Here is a 16,700-nt window from a genome sequence, read left to right as displayed (position 1 = left end):
CTTCCCCAGCACCAGGCTGCATCGGAGAGCCCTTCCCGACCCTACATCAACATGTTCAGGGAGACAGGCGGGATAGGCTCTCCAATGCAGCCCCAACGGAAGTGAATTGCAATGACAAAGTCATTCAAGCAAATGATCAAGGATGGCGATGTGCGCCGCGCAGACGCCATGAAGGTGAAGCTGGAAGACCTCCATGAGGAACCCGGCTTTAACCTGCGCACAGAGGGCGATGCTCTCGAAGCAAGTATTGACGCCCTTGCAGAGTTCATCGCCGGGGGCGGCCAGATCCCACCGCTTGAGGTGCGACCTCGCGCAGAAGGCGGTGTTTGGGTAGTCGATGGACACCGGCGCCGGCGCTCACTCCTCAAGCTCGACAACGCCGGGCGGTTACCTCGCACGCCAAGCAAGGATCCTAATCAGCCTCCAGAGGCTTGGATTGCGGTCACCGCCTTCGAAGGCAGTGATGCGGATCGAGTAGCGCGGATCATCACCAGCCAGGAAAACGAAAAGCTTTCCCCTCTCGAGCTGGCCGAGGGCTACAAGCGATTGAGAGCTTTCGGATGGACGCCCGAGCAGATAGCCAAGAAGGTCGGCAAGACACGGCAGCATGTCGAGCAGGTGCTTACCGTAGGCAATGCAAACACCGACGTGCAGAACCTCGTAGCAGCGGGACATGTATCGGCGACGACAGCTGCCCAGGTTGTCCGCGAGCACGGAGACGGTGCCGGCAAGGTGCTGGGCGCCGAGCTGGAAAAAGCTCAGGCCAAAGGAAAGAAGAAGGTCACGGCCGGCACGATGAAAGGCCCGACGATTCCGAAGCCCAGACTGATGGCCGTGCACACCGCCTCACGCAATTTGATTGCAACGCTGGATTCCATAGACGAAAACAGCGGACACCTCACTCTGCCGACCGCGCTGGTCCTTGAGTTGCGCAAGGCCTTAGAAGGCGCTCTACCGAGGTAACTCATGGAAACGATCACCTGCGGCACATGGACAGGCCACCTTGGCAAAGGGCTAGCTCCCCGCGAGCTGGAGGCGTTGCTTGGCGTCGCCCAGGGCATGACCGCCAAACAGATTGCCCAGCAGATGAAGATCACCCCAGGCACGGTCGCCAACCGCATCGAGAACGCCATGTTCAAGCTCGGCGTAGCCCGTCGTGCCGCAGCGGTGGCAGAAGCCATGCGCCGCCAGATCATCAGCCCGCTGTGTATCGCCCTCGCCGGCCTGATAGCTATGCATGCGGTCATTGATGATAGCGATCCACTGCGCCGCGACCGGAGGGCGCCAGAGCGGCGCACTGCTCAGATTCGCATCGTGCGCAAGGCCGAAGTCTTCGAATACCACGCCTGATTCCCCACGAGGAACGCTCCATGCAAACAGAAATGCATCCCGCCTTCAAGGCGAAACTCGCCGTGCTCGCGGCACTGCTCGAACGCAGTCAGGCGGTTCGGGACGAAGCCCGCGCAAAGGCTGAAAAAGGAAGTCCCCGCTACCAGGCCTCAGGCCATGGGGGCACCTGGGATGTTGTCGAGATCGCCACCGGCGCAGTTCAGGGCTTCGCCTTCAGCTACCGCACGGCCCTGCGCTTCGTTGATGCGATGGAGGTCGGGGCGGCGAGTAAGACGTAATCGGTATTAGTTGCGCCATGAATTGAGCTCAGCCGGTCAGGTGAACAAGAAAAAGCCCGCCGAAGCGGGCTAATGCCGAGCGCGTGAACGGGGCAGAACACCACTCGGTGCGTTGAGTGTAGCCAACATTCGTCCCTTCTGCGGTCCTCAGAGTGGGCAATACAAAACATCTCTGGAGGCAGCGGCTTAATGCACACAGCTGGACAAACCACGAGCAGGCGAAAAAAACACAGCAGGCGGGCACGTCTGGAGCGCACATGCCGAGCCCTGGTGTCGGCCAACCACGCTGCTGTGGTGAACATCGACCCCAGCGGCCAGCAAGTTCTGATCAGCTGGAAGAATCTCAAGCAGATCCGCGCGCGTCATCCGCTACAGTGAAGAAGCCTACGACTGACTTTACTGCGCTGTTGGCAGCGCTTTAGGAGTCCGCCCCTTTTACCTGACAGACCCCGTTGGCTCGGTTCTTACCGGTATACGAGACATCAGGCGAGCCATCCGGGTTGATCGACAGCGAGATAGTCACGTCGCTGCCCTTGGCTTCGAAGTAGTTGTCGTTGAACTTCTTCAGCTTCCCTTCCTTACCATTGATGTAGATCGGGCCGCCCTTGTCGGCGTGTACCTCGATGTTTCCTGGGCATGTGGCGTTCACCTGCGGGATACCTGCCTGGGCCGCGCTTGAGGCCGCCAGCAGAGCACTTATCAGTAGTCGCTTCATCTCACACTCCTTGGTGGATTGACCGAGAGGGAAGCAATAGCCCATCTCGGCGCTGCCCGCCAGCGTCTTCCCCTATTCAACGATAACGCCGACCTGGTGAGGGCGGCGCCTGCACGCAAGGACAACGACATGACCGAACAACAGCACGACGAAAGCAAACTCGAACGGATCATCCGCAAGATCAAACGCTGCCTGGCTCTCTCGAAAAGCTCTAATGAAACCGAGGCGGCCACAGCGATGCGCCAGGCCCAGGCGCTGATGCGTGAGTACCGTCTCACTGAGGTAGATGTTCGCCTCAGCGACGTCGGCGAGGTCGAATCTGACAGCTCAAGAGCCAAACGCCGCCCAACCTGGGCTCGAGACTTAGGCTCGATTGTTGGGGACGCCTTCGGAGTTAGGTCATTCTCCCGACGCCAGTGGTGCGCGTCGACACGTAGAGTCATCGAACGAGAGCTGTATGTGGGTGTGAATCCGGCTCCCCAAATCGCGATGTATGCCTATGAGGCGCTACTGACCAAACTCATGATCGCCAGGCGTGACTACGTGTCTCAGGTTCGAGCAGGCAAACAACGCAGCGATTACTCGCCAGAGACTGCTGGGGATCATTTTGCACTGGCCTGGGTATCGGCTGTATACGACAAGATCCACGAGTTGGTGCCGCGCGGTGAAGAAGATCACGCCATCGGGCAGCATTCCTCTGGACGCGATCTCATGGCAGTAGAAGCGCAGGACCAAGCCTTGATCGAGCAGTTTTTGACTGGTAGGGCGATTGGAAAGGCCCGCAAATCGCGAGACGTGGAACTTGACCTCAATGCCCAGATCGCCGGTCTACTAGCAGGCCGACGTGTAGAACTGAATCCTGGCCTGGCGACCGGGAGCGAATCCCAACTCCAGCTCGCAAGCGTTTGAGGCATTCCCGTGCCTGCAGAAAGCTCGCATGCAGTGAACAGATCTACCTCCACCCGCCAGCCACGAACGTCTTCGCCCGGAGTACTCCCCAGATCAAGGCTCGACTCATCGTTTCATTCGGCCTGGAGCTGTACGCCTCCTCTACGATTCGGTCCCCGCTTTTGGCGTACACCCCGATGAAGAGCTGCGTTTCGCCTGTCCGCGAGAGTCGGGTTTGCACGTCGATACTCCTGCCGTCATCAAGAGTTTCCTCATGATGGCGGAGGTGAAGCGCTGGATCTGCCCACGTCCAGAATTTCTCACCGCGACATCTCATATCGATCTCCTCTGATACCTCAGTAGGCGCGGTAATCAGAGAGATAGATATCCGTTTCGCTTAAATGCGACCAGCGGCCAAAGACTGGCAGTTCCTGGCAGATTTGATACCTAACCCCGAGATATCGAGGTACGGTGCCAATACGATCAGTCACATATCGTCGGGGTTGTTCGGAGCTGCGTCATTCTCTTCGCCGGTCTGCAGGTCAGCGAATTTAATCCACTCATCAAAGGCAATTCGGTGGGCTTTGCACGTCTTCGCCCAGTCGACCCCGCTCATTCGACCGTAGGCCACCTGGTTCATCGTGGCGGCAATTTGAGCATCAAGCTCCCTTAATAACTTATAGGCCTGATAACGGCCTTCCTTTGCGCTTTGCATGTAGCTCACCTCAGAGGTGGGATAGATGAGCAATCAGCTTGAACGGCTCATTACGGTGGACTCTACCTTTACCGAGTCTGTTCCATGCGTCGACTGCCTTACCCTTGCCCCCAGCTGCTGCCCCGCTGCTCTTACACAGCCTCACCAGTCGGGACGTCTCAAATCGCCCGATTTCTTATCAGCTTTCAGGATAAAGGTGAAGCTCCCAGTGAGGCCTTGGCGAAGCTCCTTCGGCATCAAGAAGGCGAAGTGAATCAACCAGGAACCATCATCGAGACGGAACGTATGACTACGGTAGCGCTCAACTTCTGCTTCAGTAATGCCAATCTCGGCTGCAACTTCTCGATTGGTAGGCTCGCCATCCATCGGTGATGCTCCCTCCGGCCTTGCGCCGGGATGCCATCAATACGCCGCCACACGCGAATAAATCGCACTGACAGTTGCAGGCGGCGCCTGTTCTAGCTGCATGATCCTTTACTGGTCGTGGCTCATCGCCTTCCTTGAAGCGGCGTTGAGCTATTCGCCCCGAGTTTTCACTGCACGCTAGAAAGCCGCCTTTTGAAGACGGCTCTAAGCATCATGATCACGATTTTACTGACTGCCCTTTGGCCCAGTGGGCCTTAGGTAAGCTTCGGTTAAAGCCGCTGACACCTGAGGGGACATTCTGAATTTCCCCGCCTTTGGACAAGAACTGTTCAATCTTTTGCTTCAGGTGCAAATGCGCCTGATGCGTCGCGGATTCGTACATGTTCTTACCCCTTCGATGAGCCGGACGAATGCCGACTCGCTCCCCACTATACCCCCCTTTACCCCGATTGGTGCGGGTAACGGGGCTGCATATCCAAAGAGACCATCATGGAAACCGAGATCCTTTCGGACGAAGAGCTGGCCGACCTTACCGGCTACAAGGCCAGAGGCTACCAGCGCCGCTGGCTAGAAGAACGAGGTTGGGTATTCGTTGAAACCCGAAGCGGGCGCCCACTGGTTGGTCGCCATTACGTCCGCATGAAGCTGGGCGTGAGCCTTGGAGTAATGCCAACGGCGTCACCACCACCTGTAGTCCCTGCGTGGACACCTGACATTTCGAAGGTGAGGTGAAATGCGTCCTAGGAAGACAGAAAACAGAGATTTGCCGCCGGGGGTATACCGGCGAAAGCGCATCAGTAAGAGCAAGAAAAATCCCGACAAGGAATGGATTAGCTACTACTACCGGGACAAGTCGGGCAAAGAGATAACGTTGGGCACTGACCTGAGCCTGGCCCGACTGAAGTGGGCAGAGCTAGAGGCGAAGGAGAAACCCAAAGACTTGGTCACCATGGGCGCCATATTCGAGCGCTACGAGCGTGACATCATCCCGAAGAAGGCGCCACGCACACAGAAGGACAACCTGGCCGAAATACGCCAGTTGCGAAACTACTTCGAGAAGGCCCCTATCGACGGCATCACCCCTGCACATGTGGCGAAGTATCGCGATGCCAGGACCGCCCCAGTCAGGGCGAATCGCGAGATCGCCACCCTATCGCACATCTTCAACATAGCCCGGGAATGGGGGCTCACTACCAACGAGAATCCGTGCCAGGGAGTGCGCAAGAACAAGGAGGTGCCGCGGGACTTCTACGCTAACGACGCGATCTGGAACGCGGTTTACGCGAAAGCGGTGGGCGAACTGAAGGATGCCATGGATTTGGCGTATTTGACGGGCCAGCGTCCGGCGGACGTGCTGGTGATGAGGAGGGACGACATCGAGGACAAGGCCCTCGGCGTAAAGCAGAAGAAGACCCAGAAGAAACTGCGGATCATGCTTGAGGTGGACGGAGTAGAGAGCAGCTTGGGCGCGCTGATTAGAAAGATCCTGGAGCGCAACGCACCGCACAGCTCGCCATACCTACTGCTGACTGATAACGGGAAACGCGTTACGGCGCCGATGCTTCGCCACCGATGGGATGATGCCCGGGAGGAAGCCGTGATGGAAGCGGTTGCCGCTGGTGACCAGGTGCTGGCCGGCCGTATCAGCCAATTCCAGTTTCGTGACATCCGCCCGAAAGCAGCCTCGGAAATCACCGATGTTGACCACGCTAGTCTGCTGCTCGGCCATACCAAGGGCGACATCACAGAGCGGGTATATCGCCGAGTTGGAGCCCTGGCGAAACCCACCAAATAGGGAAAGTTTCGGAAGCGCTTCCACAACAAACCATTCCCAAGAGTATTCCCATGGGTGGTTTTACTATGCCCAAAAAACGCAAAAAGCCCTGAAAAATCAGGGCTTTGAATGTGGCGGAAGCGTAGAGATTCGAACTCTAGGATAGTTGCCCATCGACGGTTTTCAAGACCGTTGCCTTAAACCACTCGGCCACGCTTCCAGCTTGTTTTGCGGCGGCAATCATACCGTAATGTAACAAGCTGTCAAACTCTCTGTGTCGCGCCCTGCGACAGCTCTGATATGCTCTGCCTCATACGTTCCACTACCGTCGGTCCCGAACCGCGGTCTCACCCCAAAGGAGTGCGCCATGCGCGAACAGGATTACGCCGTCCAACACGGCCAGCAGGTCGAGCAGCAGGAGGTCAGCAAGGTCCTGCGCAACACGTACAGCCTGCTGGCCCTTACCCTCGCCTTCAGCGGCATCATGGCCTTCGTCGCCCAGCAGATGCGTGTCGGCTACCCGAACATCTTCGTGGTGCTGATCGGCTTCTACGGCCTGTTCTTCCTCACCAACAAGCTGCGTGACTCGGCCTGGGGCCTGGTGTCCACCTTCGCCCTCACCGGCTTCATGGGCTTCATCCTCGGCCCGATCCTCAACCGCTACCTGGGCATGGCCGGTGGCGCCGAAGTAGTCAGCTCGGCCTTCGCCATGACCGCCCTGGTGTTCGGCGGCCTGTCGGCCTACGTGCTGATCACCCGCAAGGACATGAGCTTCCTCAGCGGCTTCATCACCGCCGGCTTCTTCGTCCTGCTGGGTGCCGTGGTGGCCAGCTTCTTCTTCCAGATCAGCGGCCTGCAACTGGCGATCAGCGCTGGCTTCGTACTGTTCTCGTCGGTCTGCATCCTGTTCCAGACCAGCGCCATCATCCATGGCGGCGAGCGCAACTACATCATGGCCACCATCAGCCTGTACGTGTCGATCTACAACCTGTTCGTCAGCCTGCTGCAGCTGTTCGGCATCATGGGCCGCGACGACTGATCGAATCGGTCGACAGCGCCTCACAAAAAGCCCGCTTCGGCGGGCTTTTTAGTGTCTGTTGAACAGCGGTAGCAAAGCAAACCAAGATTGACTTAAAAGTCAGCTTATTACCCCATTCCTCCGCGATTGTGCGGCCATCGTGCTTGCCTCTACCCCTATGGCCTTTCTGCCCGTAGAATGCGCTCCTTTTTTCTTCCGGGGCGGCATTTTTCCATGAGTTCACACGAACACGGCCCAGGCGCGGCGGCGCCTGCCAATGAACTGGTCCTTGGCCTCGAGGACAAGCCTCGCCTACTGATCGGCCTGCTGGCGGCGCTGCAGCACCTGCTGGCGATCATCGTGCCGATCGTCACGCCGGGCCTGCTGATCTGCCAGGCGCTGGGCGTGTCGGCGCGTGACACCAACCTGATCGTGTCGATGTCGCTGGTGATCTCGGGTATCGCCACCTTCGTCCAGTGCAAGCGCTTCGGGCCATTCGGCGCCGGGCTGCTGATCGTCCAGGGCACCAGCTTCAACTTCGTCGGCCCGCTGATCGCTGGAGGCGCGCTGATGGTCAAGCAGGGCACGCCGGTGGAGAGCGTGATGGCGGCGATCTTCGGTGTGGTCATCGCCGGCTCGTTCGTGGAAATGGGCGTGTCGCGCATCCTGCCCTTCGTCAAGCGCCTGATCACCCCGCTGGTGACCGGCATCGTCGTGCTGATGATCGGCCTGACCCTGATCAAGGTCGGCCTGATCAGCATGGGCGGCGGCTTCGGCGCCATGGCCAACGGCACCTTCGCCGATGGCGAGAACCTGCTGCTGTCGGGCGTGGTGCTGGCGATCATCGTCATCCTCAACCGCATTCCGGTGGTGTGGATGCGCAGCTGCGCCATCGTCATCGCCCTGGCCGTGGGCTATGCCCTGGCCGGCTACCTCGGCCGCCTGGACTTCTCCGGCATGCACCAGGCCGCGCTGTTCCAGGTGCCGACGCCGCTGCACTTCGGCCTGGGCTTCTCCTGGTCGCTGTTCATCCCGATGCTGGTGATCTACCTGGTCACCTCGCTGGAAGCCATCGGTGACGTGACCGCCACCAGCAAGGTCTCACGCCAGCCGGTGGAAGGCCCGGTGTGGATGCAACGGATCAAGGGCGGGGTGCTGGTCAACGGCGCCAACTCGCTGCTGGCCGGCCTGTTCAACACCTTCCCCAGCTCGATCTTCGCCCAGAACAACGGCGTGATTCAGCTGACCGGCATCGCCAGCCGCCATATCGGCATCTGGATCGCCGCCATGCTGATCCTGCTGGGCCTGTTCCCCAGCGTCGCCGGGGTGATCCAGGCAGTGCCGGAGCCGGTGCTCGGTGGCGCGGCCATGGTCATGTTCGGCGCCGTGGCGGCCTCGGGCATCAATATCCTCGCCAGCACCCGCCTCGACCGCCGCGCCCTGCTGATCATCGCCGTGTCGCTGTCGCTGGGCCTGGGCGTGGCCCAGGTGCCGGAGTTCCTCGCGCACATGCCGGCGGCGCTGCGCAACGTGCTGGAGTCGGGCGTCGCCACCGGCGGCATCTGTGCCCTGCTGCTCAACTGGTTCCTGCCCGAGGGCAAGGAACAGGCCTGAGCCGCGCCAGCCAGAGCACAAAGCCCGCGCCCACCAGCGCGGGCTTTTTGCTTTATCATGGCCGCATTCATTTGCACGAGCCTTCCATGAAATTCGCCATCGCGGTCTTTTCCCCGGCCCATGCGCCCTCCTCGCGCCGCGCCTTGCGCTTTGCCGAGGCGGTGCTGGCCGGCGGGCATGAAATAGCCCGATTGTTCTTCTACCAGGATGGGGTGCACAGCGCCTCGGCCAATATCGTCACGCCCCAGGACGAACTGGACGTGGCCGCGCAATGGCGCGCCTTCGTCAGCGAACATCGCCTGGACGCCGTGGTGTGCATCGCCGCGGCCCTGCGCCGGGGCGTGCTCGACGACACCGAGGCCAACCGCTACCAGCGCCCGGCGGTGAACCTGCCGATGCCGTGGGAGCTGTCCGGCCTGGGTCAACTGCACGAAGCCGCGCAACTGGCCGACCGCCTGGTCTGCTTCGGAGGTGACTGAGATGTCCAAGTCCTTGCTGATCATCAGCCGCCAGGCGCCATGGAGCGGCCCGTCCGCCCGCGAAGCGCTGGACATCGCCCTGGCCGGCGGCGCCTTCGACCTGCCGCTGGGCATGCTGTTCCTCGATGACGGCGTTTTCCAGCTCGCCGCCGCGCAGCAACCCGACGCCCTGCAGCAAAAGAACCTGACCGCCAACCTCCAGGCCCTGCCGATGTTCGGGGTCGAGGAACTGTTCGTCTGTGGCCACAGCCTGGCCCGCCGGGGGCTGGACGGTGATGCCCTGGCGCTGCCGGTCGAGGTGCTCGACGATAGTGCGCTGGCCGCGCTGATTGCCCGTTTCGACCAGGTGGTGACGCTCTGATGACGACCCTGCATGTAATCGCCCACTCGCCCTTCGGTGACGAGCGCCTGACCAGCTGCCTGCGCCTGCTGGGCCCGCAAGACGCGCTGCTGCTGTGCGGCGACGCCACCTACGCGCTCAAGGCCGGCAGCGAGCCGTTCGCCGCCCTGCAGGCCGCCAACCTCGGCGAGCGCCTGTTCGCCCTCGCCGAAGACCTGCAGGCACGCGCCCTCGACAACCCGCTGGCCAAGGCCGTGGACTACGCCGCCTTCGTCGAGCTCTCCCTGCATCACGACAAGGTCAACAGCTGGCTATGAGTACCCTGACTGTCGGCGATCGCCACATCGCCCTGGACAAGGACGGCTTCCTGATCGAGCTGCAGGACTGGTCCCACGAAGTCGCCGAGGCCCTCGCCACGCGCGAAAGCATCGCCCTGACCGCGGACCACTGGGAAATCCTCGAACTGCTGCGTCAGTTCTACCAGGAGTACCAGCTGTCGCCGGCCACCCGCCCACTGATCAAGTACACCGCGCTCAAGCTCGGGGCGGAAAAAGGCAACAGCCCACACCTGAACCGCCTGTTCAATGGCACCCCCGCCAAACTCGCCGCCAAGCTGGCGGGCCTGCCCAAGCCGACCAACTGCATATGACCGAGCCACAGCTGAACGACATACGCCCGCTGACCCTGGAAACCCCGGCCGAACACCCGTTCGCCGAATTCGTGCGCATCCTCGGTAAGGGCAAGCGCGGCGCCCGCGGCCTGACCCGCGAGGAGGCCCGCGCCGCCATGACCCTGCTGCTCGAAGGCAAGGTCGAGGACACCCAGCTGGGCGCCTTCCTGATGCTGCTGCGGCACAAGGAAGAAAGCGCCGAGGAGTTGACCGGCTTCACCGAGGCCCTGCGCGCCCACCTGCAGGCGCCGCGCATCGCCATCGACCTCGACTGGCCGAGCTACGCCGGCAAGAAGCGCCACCTACCCTGGTACCTGCTGGCGGCCAAATGCCTGGCAGCCAATGGCGTGCGCATCCTGATGCACGGTGGTGGCGCCCATACGGCCGGGCGACTGTACACCGAGCAATTGCTCGACCTGCTGGACATCCCGCTCTGCCGGGACTGGACGTCTGTGGAGCAGGCCCTGGACAGCCGCCGGCTGGCCTTCTTCCCGTTGCAGGACTGGGCACCGCAACTGCAACGCATGATCGACCTGCGCAACACCCTGGGCCTGCGCTCGCCCATCCATTCGCTGGCCCGGGTGCTCAACCCGCTTGCCGCCCGCTGCGGCCTGCAGAGCATCTTCCACCCCGGCTACCAGGCGGTGCACCGCGAAGCCAGCCGCCTGCTCGGCGATCATGCCGTGGTCATCAAGGGCGACGGTGGCGAGATCGAGGTCAACCCGGACGTCATCAGCCACCTGTACGGCACCTCGGCCGGCGAAGCCTGGGACGAGGAATGGCCGGCGCTCAGCGCCCAGCGTCATGTGAAGCCGGCCACACTGCAGCCCGAGCACCTGCTGGCGGTGTGGCGCGGCGAGGCGCAGGACAGCTACGGCGAACTGGCCGTGGTTGCGACCATGGCTCTGGCCCTGCGTGGGCTCGGCCAGGAACGCGAGCAGGCGTTCAGCAACGCCAGCACCTACTGGGCCGCCCGCAAAGATATCGAATAAACCGATAGGAATAGGGCAGTCTTTGCGCTATTTCTTCGAACGCTTTGCCCTAGACTGAACTCCAACGACAAACGATTGTGTTTCGAGGAGCTCCGAGATGGGCCTTTTGATCGATGGCCGCTGGCATGACCAGTGGTACCAGAGCAGCAAGGACGGCGCCTTCCAGCGCGAGAACGCCCAGCGGCGCAACCCGCTGCCCGTCGCCGAGGCAGGCCGCTATCACCTGTATGTGTCGCTGGCCTGCCCGTGGGCGCACCGCACCCTGATTTTCCGCGCCATCAAGGGCCTGGAGCCGTTGATCGATGTCTCGGTGGTCAGTTGGCTGATGGGCGAGCATGGCTGGACCTTCGACCAGCAGCAAGGCTCCAGCGGCGATCAACTGGATGCGCTGCAGTACCTGCACCAGCGCTACACCCAGGACGACCCGCACTACACCGGGCGCGTGACCGTGCCGGTGCTGTGGGACAAGCAGGAGAAACGCATCGTCAACAACGAGTCGGCCGAGATCATCCGTATCTTCAACAGCGCCTTCGATGAGTTGACCGGCAATACCCTGGACCTCTACCCCGAGCCGCTGCGGGCGACCATCGATGCGCTCAACGAACGAATCTACCCGGCGGTGAACAACGGTGTGTACCGCGCCGGCTTCGCCACCTCGCAGGACGCCTACGAGACTGCCTTCGACGAGGTATTCAATGAGCTGGATCATCTGGAAGGGCTGTTGGGTCGCCAGCGCTACCTGGCCGGCGAATACCTGACCGAAGCCGATGTGCGCCTGTTCACCACGCTGGTGCGTTTCGACGCGGTGTACCACGGGCACTTCAAGTGCAACCTGCGCCGCCTGAGCGACTACCCGAACCTGTCCAACTGGCTGCGCGAGTTGTACCAGTGGCCGGGCGTGGCGGGCACGGTGAACATGGAGCATATCCAGAAGCACTATTACATGAGCCACAAGACCATCAACCCTAATGGGATCGTGCCCAAGGGGCCGTTGCAGGACTTTGGCTTGCCGCATGATCGGGAGCGGTTGTCGGGCAAAGGGATCTGGCGGGCTTGAGATACCTGGGGCTGCTTTGCAGCCCCAGCGATTTCAGCCGTTCTGCGCCCCTTCAAACCACGCCAGCTTCTCGCGCAGTTGCACCACTTCCCCAACGATCACCAGGGTCGGCGCATGCACTTCATGCCGCGCCACCAGCTCCGGCAGGTCAGCCAGGGTACCGGTGAACACCCGCTGATTGCGCGTGGTCCCCTGCTGCACCAGGGCTGCCGGCGTGCTCGCCGCGCGCCCATGACGGATCAGCTCGGCACAGATGGTAGGCAACCCGACCAGCCCCATGTAGAACACCAGGGTCTGGGCCGGCGCCACCAGATCATCCCAGGGCAGGTTGCTGGTGCCGTCCTTCAGGTGACCGGTGACGAAACGCACCGACTGGGCATAATCGCGATGAGTCAGCGGAATCCCGCCATAGGCGGAACAACCACTGGCCGCGGTGATACCCGGCACCACCTGGAACGGGATACCTTCGTCAGCCAGCTCCTCGATCTCCTCGCCGCCACGGCCGAAGATGAACGGATCCCCCCCCTTGAGCCGCAGCACGCGCTTGCCCTGGCGGGCCAGGTCGACCAGCAGGCGGTTGATCTTGTCCTGTGGCACGGCGTGGTCGGCGCGGCGCTTGCCGACATAGATGCGTTCGGCGTCACGCCGGCACATCTCGATGATGGCCGGGGCCACCAGGCGGTCGTACAGCACCACGTCGGCCTGCTGCATCAGGCGCAGGGCACGGAAGGTCAGCAGGTCCGGATCGCCCGGCCCCGCGCCCACCAGGTACACCTCGCCGCCCTGCTGCACCGGCGCGCCGTCGACCAGCGCCTGCAACAGGCGCTCGGCCTCGGCGCCCTGCCCGGCCAGCTGGCGCTCGGCGACCGGACCCTGGAACACGCTCTCCCAGAAGCCACGACGCTGGTTGACGTCCGGGTACAAGGCCTTGACCTTGTGACGGAAACGCGCCGCCAACCCGGCCAGTTCACCGTAGGCGGACGGGATCCAGGCTTCCAGCTTGGCGCGGATCAAGCGCGCCAGCACCGGGGCGTCGCCACCGCTGGAGACCGCCACCACCAGGGGTGAGCGGTCGACGATGGCGGGGAAGATCACCGTGCACAGGGCCGGGGCATCCACCACGTTGACCGGCAGGCTGCGCGCCTGGGCCTCGGCCGAGACCTGGGCGTTGAGCACCGAATCGTCGGTGGCCGCGATCACCAGGCGGCAGCCCTCCAGGTCGCTCGCCTGGTAGCCACGCACCAGCACTTCGCCACCGCCCTCGCGGGCCAGCGCAGCGAGTTGGCCGTCGACCTCCGGCGCCACCACCCGCAGCGCGGCGCCGGCATCGGCCAGCAGGCGCGCCTTGCGCAAGGCGATCTCGCCGCCGCCGACGACCAGCACACGGCCGCCCTGCAGCTTATGGAAAAGCGGCAGGTAGTCCATTCAGCGAATGACCTCGACGCCACCCATGTACGGTTTGAGCACCTCCGGCACACGGATCGAACCGTCGGCCTGCTGGTAGTTCTCCAACACCGCCACCAGGGTACGGCCGACCGCCAGGCCCGAACCGTTGAGGGTGTGCACCAGCTCCGGCTTGCCGGTTTCCGGGTTGCGCCAGCGGGCCTGCATGCGGCGCGCCTGGAAATCACCGCAGTTGGAGCAGGAGCTGATCTCGCGGTACTTGTCCTGGCTTGGGACCCATACTTCCAGGTCGTAGGTCTTCACCGCGCCGAAGCCCATGTCGCCGGTGCACAGTGCCAGTACGCGGTACGGCAGCTTCAGCAGCTGCAGCACGCGCTCGGCGTTGGCGGTCAGGCCTTCGAGGGCTTCCATGGATTTCGCTGGCTCGACGACCTGTACCATTTCGACCTTGTCGAACTGGTGCTGGCGGATCATGCCGCGGGTATCGCGGCCCGAGGCGCCGGCTTCACTGCGGAAGCACGGGGTATGGGCGACCAGCTTGAGCGGCAGCTGCTTGGCGTCGAGGATTTCACCGGCCACCAGGTTGGTCAGCGACACTTCGGCGGTCGGGATCAGGTAGAAGTCGGCCTCGCCTTCGCGGCTGATCTTGAACAGGTCTTCCTCGAACTTCGGCAGCTGGCCGGTGCCCTGCAGGGCCGGGGCCTGCACCAGGTACGGGGTGTAGTGCTCCTCGTAGCCGTGCTCGCCGGTGTGCAGGTTGATCATGAACTGCGCCAGGGCGCGGTGCAGGCGGGCGATCGGGCCGCGCAGCACGGCAAAGCGGGCACCGGACAGCTTGGCCGCAGCCTCGAAGTCCAGACCACCGCTGACTTCGCCCAGGGCGACGTGGTCCTTGATCTCGAAGTCGAAGGTGGTCGGGGTGCCCCAGCGGCGCACTTCGACGTTGTCGTCTTCGCTGGCGCCGACCGGCACACTGGCGTCCGGCAGGTTGGGGATGGTCAGCAGGATGCCGTCCAGCTCGGCCTGAATGCCGTCCAGCTCGGTCTTGCCGGCGGCCAGTTCATTGGCCATGCGCTCGACGTCGGCCATCAGCGGCGCGATGTCCTCGCCCTTGGCCTTGGCCTGGCCGATCGATTTGGAACGGGCGTTACGCTCGGCCTGCAGTTGCTCGGTGCGGGTCTGCACCGATTTGCGGCGCTCTTCCAGCGATTCGATGCGCGCGACATCCAGGCTGAAGCCACGGGTGGCCAGGCGGTCCGCCACTGCCTGAAGTTCAGTGCGTAACTGTTTGGAATCGAGCATGTCGTTCTCTCGTTATGTGTAGATGTTGGTTCAGAATCGGGTCAGGGACAGGCCGGCCCAGGTCGCGAGCAGGCCGCCTACCACGCTGATAATGGTATAGCCCAGGGCCAACGGGACCTGCCCGCTTTCCATCAGGCGCACGGTATCGAGCGAGAAGGAGGAAAAAGTGGTCAAACCGCCGAGAAAGCCGACGATCAGCCCGGCGCGCAGCTCGACCGGCGCCAGCGGCTTGTGCAGGAACAAGCCGTAGAGCAGGCCAATCAGCAGGCAGCCGACCAGGTTGACCGCCAGCGTACCGGCATAGAAGTGTCGTGGCCAGTGGGCCGCGACCCAGTTGGCGGTGGCGAAGCGCAGCAGCGTGCCGGCAATCCCGCCAGCGCTGACGGCGGCAATCAGTGCGATCACGGTTTTCTCCGCTGACGGGGGCTATTGCGATCCAGCTCGGCCAGGTGCTTGAGCTTCTCGCCGATCTTCAGCTCGAGCCCTCTCGGCACCGGCTGATAGTACTGGCGCGGCTCGAGCTGTTCGGGGAAATAATCCTCACCGGCGGCGTAGGCGTCCGGCTCGTCGTGGGCATAGCGGTACTCCTCGCCATAGCCCAGTTGCTTCATCAGTTTGGTCGGCGCGTTGCGCAGGTGCAGCGGCACTTCCAGCGAACCGTGCTCGGCGGCCTCGCGCATGGCCGCCTTGAAGCCCACGTACACCGCGTTGCTCTTCGGCGCGCAGGCGATGTAGGTGATGGCCTGGGCCACCGCCAGCTCGCCTTCGGGGCTGCCCAGGCGCTCCTGCACGTCCCACGCCGCCAGGCACAGGCTCAGGGCTCGGGGGTCAGCATTGCCGATGTCCTCGCTGGCCATGCGCACCACCCGGCGGGCGATGTAAAGTGGGTCGCAGCCGCCGTCAAGCATGCGCGCGTACCAATACAGCGCGCCGTCCGGATTGGAGCCGCGCACCGACTTGTGCAGCGCCGAGATCTGGTCGTAGAAGGCCTCGCCGCCCTTGTCGAAACGCCGGCGGCTGTCGCCAAGCAGGCTCTGCAGCAGCTCGACGCCGATCTCGCCGCCGTCTTCGGCCAGGTCCGAGGCATTCTCGAGGAAGTTGAGCATGCGCCGGCCATCGCCGTCGGCGGCGGCCATGAGCATCTTGAACGCCTCATCCCCCACCCGCAGGTTGCGCTTGCCCAGGCCGCGCTCCTCGCTCAGGGCACGATCGACCAGCTTGCGCAGCGCGGCCTCGTCCAGGCTCTTGAGCACGTAGACCCGCGCCCGCGAAAGCAGCGCGTTGTTCAGCTCGAACGACGGATTCTCGGTGGTGGCGCCGATGAAGATCAGCGTGCCGTCCTCCACGTAGGGCAGGAAGGCGTCCTGTTGCGACTTGTTGAAGCGGTGCACCTCGTCGACGAACAGGATGGTGCGCCGGCCATACTGGCCGGCCTGCTGCTTCGCCACCTCGACCGCCTGGCGGATCTCCTTGACCCCGGCCAGCACCGCCGACACCGTTTCGAAGTGGGCGTCGCAGAACTGCGCCAGCAGCCGCGCCAGGGTGGTCTTGCCCACCCCTGGCGGCCCCCAGAAGATCATCGAGTGCAGCGCACCCTGCTCCAGCGCCTCGCGCAGCGGCTTGCCACGCGCCAGCAGGTGCTCCTGGCCGACGTACTCGTCCAGGTTGGACGGACGCAGGCGGGCGGCCAGGGGCTGGGCGACGGGTTCGCTTCGAAACAGGTCCATCACAGGCTCCG

The 16,700-nt window shown here is 62.9% G+C and carries 23 protein-coding genes and 1 tRNA gene; 14 read left to right on the top strand and 10 right to left on the bottom strand.

The window, feature by feature from the left end:
- Nucleotides 1-111 precede the first annotated feature (111 nt).
- Genes V0R62_RS14330 through V0R62_RS14320 form a run of 3 tightly spaced genes read left to right on the top strand, consistent with a single transcriptional unit; the run spans nucleotide 112 to nucleotide 1,628 of the window.
- Nucleotides 112-963, top strand: coding sequence for a ParB/RepB/Spo0J family partition protein (locus V0R62_RS14330; RefSeq protein ID WP_330104189.1), 852 nt, complete (start codon nucleotides 112-114; stop codon nucleotides 961-963).
- A 3-nt stretch (nucleotides 964-966) separates the two neighbouring features.
- Nucleotides 967-1,350 (top strand): helix-turn-helix domain-containing protein, encoded by a 384-nt coding sequence (locus V0R62_RS14325; RefSeq protein ID WP_330104188.1) that lies wholly within the window; start codon nucleotides 967-969, stop codon nucleotides 1,348-1,350.
- 20 nt (nucleotides 1,351-1,370) lie between these two features.
- Nucleotides 1,371-1,628 (top strand): hypothetical protein, encoded by a 258-nt coding sequence (locus V0R62_RS14320; RefSeq protein WP_186733626.1) that lies wholly within the window; start codon nucleotides 1,371-1,373, stop codon nucleotides 1,626-1,628.
- Between the two features lie 418 nt (nucleotides 1,629-2,046).
- Here the strand turns inward: V0R62_RS14320 and V0R62_RS14315 are convergent, their stop codons facing one another.
- On the bottom strand, nucleotides 2,047-2,343 hold the full coding sequence (locus tag V0R62_RS14315; protein WP_330104187.1) for a hypothetical protein: 297 nt from the start codon (nucleotides 2,341-2,343) through the stop codon (nucleotides 2,047-2,049).
- 129 nt (nucleotides 2,344-2,472) lie between these two features.
- Between V0R62_RS14315 and V0R62_RS14310 the strand changes: the two genes are divergently transcribed.
- Nucleotides 2,473-3,252: a DUF2786 domain-containing protein gene (locus V0R62_RS14310; protein ID WP_330104186.1), complete on the top strand. Its 780-nt coding sequence runs from the start codon at nucleotides 2,473-2,475 to the stop codon at nucleotides 3,250-3,252.
- 43 nt (nucleotides 3,253-3,295) lie between these two features.
- On the opposite strand, the gene V0R62_RS14305 is transcribed toward V0R62_RS14310, so the two are convergent.
- The 4 genes from V0R62_RS14305 to V0R62_RS26845 form a co-directional block, all read right to left on the bottom strand.
- Complete coding sequence (locus V0R62_RS14305; RefSeq protein ID WP_330104185.1) at nucleotides 3,296-3,568, bottom strand: hypothetical protein; 273 nt, start codon at nucleotides 3,566-3,568, stop codon at nucleotides 3,296-3,298.
- A gap of 150 nt (nucleotides 3,569-3,718) precedes the next feature.
- The gene (locus V0R62_RS14300) at nucleotides 3,719-3,946 is read right to left on the bottom strand and encodes a hypothetical protein (protein ID WP_330104184.1); all 228 of its coding nucleotides are present in this window, start codon (nucleotides 3,944-3,946) and stop codon (nucleotides 3,719-3,721) included.
- 141 nt (nucleotides 3,947-4,087) lie between these two features.
- Nucleotides 4,088-4,312: a hypothetical protein gene (locus V0R62_RS14295; RefSeq protein ID WP_330104183.1), complete on the bottom strand. Its 225-nt coding sequence runs from the start codon at nucleotides 4,310-4,312 to the stop codon at nucleotides 4,088-4,090.
- 217 nt (nucleotides 4,313-4,529) lie between these two features.
- Nucleotides 4,530-4,694 (bottom strand): hypothetical protein, encoded by a 165-nt coding sequence (locus tag V0R62_RS26845; RefSeq protein WP_155952720.1) that lies wholly within the window; start codon nucleotides 4,692-4,694, stop codon nucleotides 4,530-4,532.
- Between the two features lie 107 nt (nucleotides 4,695-4,801).
- On the opposite strand from V0R62_RS26845, the gene V0R62_RS14290 reads away from it, so the two are divergent.
- Together V0R62_RS14290 and V0R62_RS14285 are read left to right on the top strand one after the other, a co-directional pair.
- A complete protein-coding gene (locus V0R62_RS14290; protein WP_186733618.1) occupies nucleotides 4,802-5,044 on the top strand; it encodes a DUF4224 domain-containing protein in 243 nt (80 codons plus the stop codon).
- Nucleotide 5,045: 1 nt separating this feature from the next.
- Nucleotides 5,046-6,107 (top strand): tyrosine-type recombinase/integrase, encoded by a 1,062-nt coding sequence (locus V0R62_RS14285; RefSeq protein WP_330104182.1) that lies wholly within the window; start codon nucleotides 5,046-5,048, stop codon nucleotides 6,105-6,107.
- A gap of 111 nt (nucleotides 6,108-6,218) precedes the next feature.
- Here the strand turns inward: V0R62_RS14285 and V0R62_RS14280 are convergent.
- A tRNA-Ser gene (locus tag V0R62_RS14280) sits at nucleotides 6,219-6,306 on the bottom strand.
- 147 nt (nucleotides 6,307-6,453) lie between these two features.
- Between V0R62_RS14280 and V0R62_RS14275 the strand changes: the two genes are divergently transcribed.
- The 8 genes from V0R62_RS14275 (at nucleotide 6,454) to V0R62_RS14240 (ending at nucleotide 12,256) form a co-directional block, all read left to right on the top strand.
- Nucleotides 6,454-7,125 (top strand): Bax inhibitor-1/YccA family protein, encoded by a 672-nt coding sequence (locus V0R62_RS14275; RefSeq protein WP_028692373.1) that lies wholly within the window; start codon nucleotides 6,454-6,456, stop codon nucleotides 7,123-7,125.
- Nucleotides 7,126-7,338: 213 nt separating this feature from the next.
- A complete protein-coding gene (locus V0R62_RS14270; RefSeq protein WP_280080394.1) occupies nucleotides 7,339-8,718 on the top strand; it encodes a nucleobase:cation symporter-2 family protein in 1,380 nt (459 codons plus the stop codon).
- An 86-nt stretch (nucleotides 8,719-8,804) separates the two neighbouring features.
- Nucleotides 8,805-9,197 carry a sulfurtransferase complex subunit TusD gene (tusD, locus tag V0R62_RS14265; RefSeq protein ID WP_330104181.1) on the top strand — a complete coding sequence of 131 codons (393 nt, stop codon included), beginning with the start codon at nucleotides 8,805-8,807 and terminating at the stop codon, nucleotides 9,195-9,197.
- A 1-nt stretch (nucleotide 9,198) separates the two neighbouring features.
- Nucleotides 9,199-9,558, top strand: a complete 360-nt coding sequence (tusC, locus tag V0R62_RS14260; protein ID WP_330104180.1) for a sulfurtransferase complex subunit TusC — start codon at nucleotides 9,199-9,201, stop codon at nucleotides 9,556-9,558.
- Nucleotides 9,558-9,854, top strand: a complete 297-nt coding sequence (gene tusB / locus V0R62_RS14255) for a sulfurtransferase complex subunit TusB (protein WP_330104179.1) — start codon at nucleotides 9,558-9,560, stop codon at nucleotides 9,852-9,854. Before tusC ends, tusB begins: the two co-directional genes overlap by 1 nt.
- Nucleotides 9,851-10,186, top strand: coding sequence for a TusE/DsrC/DsvC family sulfur relay protein (locus V0R62_RS14250; protein WP_330104178.1), 336 nt, complete (start codon nucleotides 9,851-9,853; stop codon nucleotides 10,184-10,186). Before tusB ends, V0R62_RS14250 begins: the two co-directional genes overlap by 4 nt.
- Nucleotides 10,183-11,199, top strand: coding sequence for a glycosyl transferase family protein (locus V0R62_RS14245; RefSeq protein ID WP_330104177.1), 1,017 nt, complete (start codon nucleotides 10,183-10,185; stop codon nucleotides 11,197-11,199). Before V0R62_RS14250 ends, V0R62_RS14245 begins: the two co-directional genes overlap by 4 nt.
- Nucleotides 11,200-11,296: 97 nt before the next feature.
- Nucleotides 11,297-12,256: a glutathione S-transferase family protein gene (locus tag V0R62_RS14240; RefSeq protein ID WP_330104176.1), complete on the top strand. Its 960-nt coding sequence runs from the start codon at nucleotides 11,297-11,299 to the stop codon at nucleotides 12,254-12,256.
- Between the two features lie 33 nt (nucleotides 12,257-12,289).
- Here the strand turns inward: V0R62_RS14240 and cysG are convergent, their stop codons facing one another.
- From cysG to V0R62_RS14220, 4 genes are read right to left on the bottom strand one after another with little or no spacing between them, the layout of a single operon-like run.
- Nucleotides 12,290-13,681 (bottom strand): siroheme synthase CysG, encoded by a 1,392-nt coding sequence (cysG, locus tag V0R62_RS14235; RefSeq protein ID WP_330104175.1) that lies wholly within the window; start codon nucleotides 13,679-13,681, stop codon nucleotides 12,290-12,292.
- Nucleotides 13,682-14,962 (bottom strand): serine--tRNA ligase, encoded by a 1,281-nt coding sequence (serS, locus tag V0R62_RS14230; RefSeq protein WP_330104174.1) that lies wholly within the window; start codon nucleotides 14,960-14,962, stop codon nucleotides 13,682-13,684.
- Nucleotides 14,963-14,992: 30 nt separating this feature from the next.
- Entirely contained in the window at nucleotides 14,993-15,367 is a 375-nt protein-coding gene (gene crcB / locus V0R62_RS14225; RefSeq protein WP_028692383.1) for a fluoride efflux transporter CrcB, read from the bottom strand.
- Entirely contained in the window at nucleotides 15,364-16,689 is a 1,326-nt protein-coding gene (locus V0R62_RS14220; RefSeq protein ID WP_028692384.1) for a replication-associated recombination protein A, read from the bottom strand. The genes crcB and V0R62_RS14220 overlap by 4 nt, the downstream gene beginning before the upstream one ends.
- Nucleotides 16,690-16,700: the final 11 nt, after the last annotated feature.

Origin of the sequence: Pseudomonas carassii (genome assembly GCF_036324045.1) — a bacterium.
In the GTDB taxonomy this organism is placed as follows: Bacteria; Pseudomonadota; Gammaproteobacteria; order Pseudomonadales; family Pseudomonadaceae; genus Aquipseudomonas; species Aquipseudomonas peradeniyensis.
This window is presented reverse-complemented; position numbering and strand designations above follow the sequence as displayed.

Excerpts from the sequence above, each read along its gene's own strand:
- V0R62_RS14330 (WP_330104189.1), top strand. The coding sequence starts at position 112 with ATGACAAAGTCATTCAAGCAAATGATCAAGGATGGCGATGTGCGCCGC.
- V0R62_RS14325 (WP_330104188.1), top strand. The coding sequence starts at position 967 with ATGGAAACGATCACCTGCGGCACATGGACAGGCCACCTTGGCAAAGGG.
- V0R62_RS14320 (WP_186733626.1), top strand. The coding sequence starts at position 1,371 with ATGCAAACAGAAATGCATCCCGCCTTCAAGGCGAAACTCGCCGTGCTC.
- V0R62_RS14315 (WP_330104187.1), bottom strand. The coding sequence starts at position 2,343 with ATGAAGCGACTACTGATAAGTGCTCTGCTGGCGGCCTCAAGCGCGGCC.
- V0R62_RS14310 (WP_330104186.1), top strand. The coding sequence starts at position 2,473 with ATGACCGAACAACAGCACGACGAAAGCAAACTCGAACGGATCATCCGC.
- V0R62_RS14305 (WP_330104185.1), bottom strand. The coding sequence starts at position 3,568 with ATGAGATGTCGCGGTGAGAAATTCTGGACGTGGGCAGATCCAGCGCTT.
- V0R62_RS14300 (WP_330104184.1), bottom strand. The coding sequence starts at position 3,946 with ATGCAAAGCGCAAAGGAAGGCCGTTATCAGGCCTATAAGTTATTAAGG.
- V0R62_RS14295 (WP_330104183.1), bottom strand. The coding sequence starts at position 4,312 with ATGGATGGCGAGCCTACCAATCGAGAAGTTGCAGCCGAGATTGGCATT.
- V0R62_RS26845 (WP_155952720.1), bottom strand. The coding sequence starts at position 4,694 with ATGTACGAATCCGCGACGCATCAGGCGCATTTGCACCTGAAGCAAAAG.
- V0R62_RS14290 (WP_186733618.1), top strand. The coding sequence starts at position 4,802 with ATGGAAACCGAGATCCTTTCGGACGAAGAGCTGGCCGACCTTACCGGC.
- V0R62_RS14285 (WP_330104182.1), top strand. The coding sequence starts at position 5,046 with ATGCGTCCTAGGAAGACAGAAAACAGAGATTTGCCGCCGGGGGTATAC.
- V0R62_RS14275 (WP_028692373.1), top strand. The coding sequence starts at position 6,454 with ATGCGCGAACAGGATTACGCCGTCCAACACGGCCAGCAGGTCGAGCAG.
- V0R62_RS14270 (WP_280080394.1), top strand. The coding sequence starts at position 7,339 with ATGAGTTCACACGAACACGGCCCAGGCGCGGCGGCGCCTGCCAATGAA.
- tusD (WP_330104181.1), top strand. The coding sequence starts at position 8,805 with ATGAAATTCGCCATCGCGGTCTTTTCCCCGGCCCATGCGCCCTCCTCG.
- tusC (WP_330104180.1), top strand. The coding sequence starts at position 9,199 with ATGTCCAAGTCCTTGCTGATCATCAGCCGCCAGGCGCCATGGAGCGGC.
- tusB (WP_330104179.1), top strand. The coding sequence starts at position 9,558 with ATGACGACCCTGCATGTAATCGCCCACTCGCCCTTCGGTGACGAGCGC.
- V0R62_RS14250 (WP_330104178.1), top strand. The coding sequence starts at position 9,851 with ATGAGTACCCTGACTGTCGGCGATCGCCACATCGCCCTGGACAAGGAC.
- V0R62_RS14245 (WP_330104177.1), top strand. The coding sequence starts at position 10,183 with ATGACCGAGCCACAGCTGAACGACATACGCCCGCTGACCCTGGAAACC.
- V0R62_RS14240 (WP_330104176.1), top strand. The coding sequence starts at position 11,297 with ATGGGCCTTTTGATCGATGGCCGCTGGCATGACCAGTGGTACCAGAGC.
- cysG (WP_330104175.1), bottom strand. The coding sequence starts at position 13,681 with ATGGACTACCTGCCGCTTTTCCATAAGCTGCAGGGCGGCCGTGTGCTG.
- serS (WP_330104174.1), bottom strand. The coding sequence starts at position 14,962 with ATGCTCGATTCCAAACAGTTACGCACTGAACTTCAGGCAGTGGCGGAC.
- V0R62_RS14220 (WP_028692384.1), bottom strand. The coding sequence starts at position 16,689 with ATGGACCTGTTTCGAAGCGAACCCGTCGCCCAGCCCCTGGCCGCCCGC.